Annotated in this window: 2 protein-coding genes; one reads left to right on the forward strand and one right to left on the reverse strand. The window is 72.4% G+C overall.

Features of this window, described 5'->3' with window-relative positions; genetic code table 11:
• Positions 1-182: 182 nt before the first annotated feature.
• Positions 183-2,084 carry an amino acid transporter gene (locus tag ABZ641_RS31400; RefSeq protein WP_344624250.1) on the reverse strand — a complete coding sequence of 634 codons (1,902 nt, stop codon included), beginning with the start codon at positions 2,082-2,084 and terminating at the stop codon, positions 183-185.
• Between the two features lie 340 nt (positions 2,085-2,424).
• Here ABZ641_RS31400 and ABZ641_RS31405 point away from each other — a divergent pair, with 340 nt between their 5' ends.
• Positions 2,425-2,790, forward strand: a complete 366-nt coding sequence (locus ABZ641_RS31405; RefSeq protein WP_344624249.1) for a BlaI/MecI/CopY family transcriptional regulator — start codon at positions 2,425-2,427, stop codon at positions 2,788-2,790.
• The last annotated feature ends 118 nt before the right edge of the window (positions 2,791-2,908 follow it).

Genomic DNA, 2,908 nt, shown 5'->3' on the forward strand with positions numbered 1-2,908 from the left:
CTAGTCTCAGCCCCCGCCGCCCACCGAGATCCCCACCCAATCCACACCACTCTCCCCCCCCCCCACGCTCTGCCGATCTCGCCGCCCGGTCCTCGCGGTACGGCCGGACCGCCGGGTCCACGGCCCCGCGCCGGCCCGGGTCCCCGCGGCCTGAGCCCGGGCCGGCGGTCCGTGACCGGTGGTCAGCCGACGTGGACGTGCGGGCGGCGCGCCGGATCCGACTCGGCCTCGCGGAGCACCTCGCGGGTGACCGGGGCGACCTCGCCCTGGCCGAACAGGAAGAACCGCAGGAACTGGGCGAACGGATTGCCCTCCGTCCACTCGAAGTAGATGTGCGGCTGCTGCCCGGTGGTGTCCCGGACGTGCAGCAGCAGCGCGGCGAGCGCGTTGGGCACGCTGGAGTGCTCCAGGGTGAGCACCCGGAAGCGGTCGTGCAGCACCTCGCCGCGCACCTGCAGTTCGGCCTCGAAGTCGGACGGGTCGCGGACGGTGACCTCGACGAAGACCAGGTCGTCCTCGGCGGGGATCGCGTTGTCCGCGCGGATCTGGTGCAGCTTGTCCCGGTACTCGACGAGGTCGCGGCGGTGCGGCTCGTTGGCGATCAGCCGGATCTCCCGGTGCGTGCCGTCACGGACGAACCGCTCGGCGAGGGTGTCGAGGACGACGTCGGTGACCCGCAGTTCGAAGGCGCGGGCGAGCCGCGAGGCCAGCGAGATCAGCACGATCGCCGCGATGAAGCAGGCGCCGATCTTCACGCCGTCGGGCCGCTCGGCGATGTTCGCGCCCGTGGTGTAGAGGAACACCGCCGCGATCACCGCGAAGCCGATCGCCCAGCGGCGCTCACCGGCCTTGCGGGCCGCGATGGTGACGGCCACGGCGGCCGAGCTGATCAGCACCAGGACGCCGGTCGCGTACGCGCCGCCCTGCTTGTCGACGCTCGCGTCGAAGATCCAGGTGACCAGGAAGGCCACCGCGGTCAGCACCAGCACGGTCGGGCGGACGGCCCGCGCCCAGTGCGGGGCCATGCCGTAGCGCGGCAGGTAGCGCGGCATCAGATTGAGCATGCCGGCCATCGCCGAGGCGCCGGCGAACCAGAGGATGGCGATGGTGGAGATGTCGTAGACGGTGCCGAAGGCGGTGCCGAGGTACTCGTGGGCGAGGTAGGCGAGGGCCCGGCCGTTGGCCGCACCGCCCGGCTCGAAGGCGGGGGCGGGGATCAGCAGGGTGGTGACGAAACTACTGGTGATCAGGAAGACGCTCATGATCAGGGCCGCGGTGGTGAGCAGCTTGCGGGCGCCCCTGATCCGGCCGACCGGCTTCTCCTCGGTGTCCCCGGGATCGCCCTTGATGTGCGGCATCACGGCGACGCCGGTCTCGAAGCCGGACAGGCCGAGGGCGAGCTTGGGGAAGACGATCAGCGAGACGCCGATCATCGCGACCACGTTGCCGTGCTCGGCGGTGAGGGCGTGCGTCCAGTCGGTGATCAGGTCGGGGTCGGAGAGCACCTTCACCAGGCCCGTCGCGACCACCACCACGTTCAGCGCCAGGTAGACGGCCACCAGGAAGACGGCGACACCGATCGCCTCGCTGAACCCCTTGAGGAAGACGGCGCCCAGCAGCGCGATGAGCAGCAGGGTGATCAGCACCTCGCGGCCCTGCAGGCTGCTGGTGAGATGCGGGTTCTCCACCATGTGGGCGGTGGCGTCGGCGGCCGAGAGCGTGATGGTGATGAGGAAGTCGGTGGCGGCGAAGCCCAGCAGCGCCAGCACGAACAGCTTGCCCTGCCAGAAGCTCAGCAGCCGTTCCAGCATGGCGATCGAGCCCTCGCCGTGCGGGCTCTCCTTCGCCACCCGGCGGTACACCGGCAGCGCCCCGCACAGGGTGACGAGGACGAGCACGATGGTGGCCACCGGCGAGAGCAGGCCGGCCGCGAGGGCGGCAATGCCGGGCTGGTAGCCGAGGGTGGAGAAGTAGTCCAGTCCGGTCAGGCACATGACGCGCCACCAGCGCTGGCCGTGCTCCTCGGGCAGTTCGGCGTGCGGGCCGGGGTGCTGCTTGGCGGTGTCCGCCATGCCCTCGAGCATCCAGGCACGGAACCGCGACCGCCTGGACGGTGCCGCGCCCTGGCCCGACGGAGCTGAGACCACCGTTGCACTCCCGTCAGTACAAGGGCACCGGGCCGGCCCGGCGGAGGACCAGGCCAGCGTAAGTGAGCTCCCACCCCGCATCCGGGAGGCCGCCCCGCACCGTCACCCGCCGCCCGTCCACCACCCCCGATCGGCGGCAGGGCTCCTCCACCGGGGAGGGGCGGGGCGGGCGGCCTTCCCACCCGGCGGCTCCGAGGAGTCCGGCGCCCCCTGCCTGCGGCACCGTCCCGGGCGCATCCGGCCGCGGGCTTAAGGTGTGCACGGAAGGGAGGTCGATGTGCGAGGGTTCGGGCATCTGGAGGCCGAGATCATGGAGCGGCTGTGGGCGTGGGACCGGCCCGCGAGCGTCCGCGAGATCGTCGACGACCTCAACCGGACCCGGCCGGTCGCCTACACCACGGTGACCACGGTCGCGGACATCCTCCACCAGAAGGGCTGGCTCAGCCGGCACAAGGAGGGCCGGGCCTGGATCTACGCGCCGACCCGCTCCCGGGCCGCCCACACCGCCGAGCTCATGCGCGACGCCCTCGGGGACACCGGCGACCAGCACGCCGCCCTGCAGTTGTTCGTCGACAGCATGGACAGCACCCAGGCCCGCACCCTGCGCGACATCCTCGACCGGACCGAGAACGGCCGGCCATGACCGTCCTGGTACTCCTGGCCGCGTTCCTGGCCGTCACCGGCTGGCTCGCGCCGCGGCAGCTCGCCCGCAGCGCCTGGGCGCCCCGCGCGCCCCGGGCCGCGCTCACCACCTGGGCCGC

This window comes from Kitasatospora sp. NPDC007106, assembly GCF_040634455.1.
GTDB lineage: Bacteria > Actinomycetota > Actinomycetes > Streptomycetales > Streptomycetaceae > Kitasatospora > Kitasatospora arboriphila.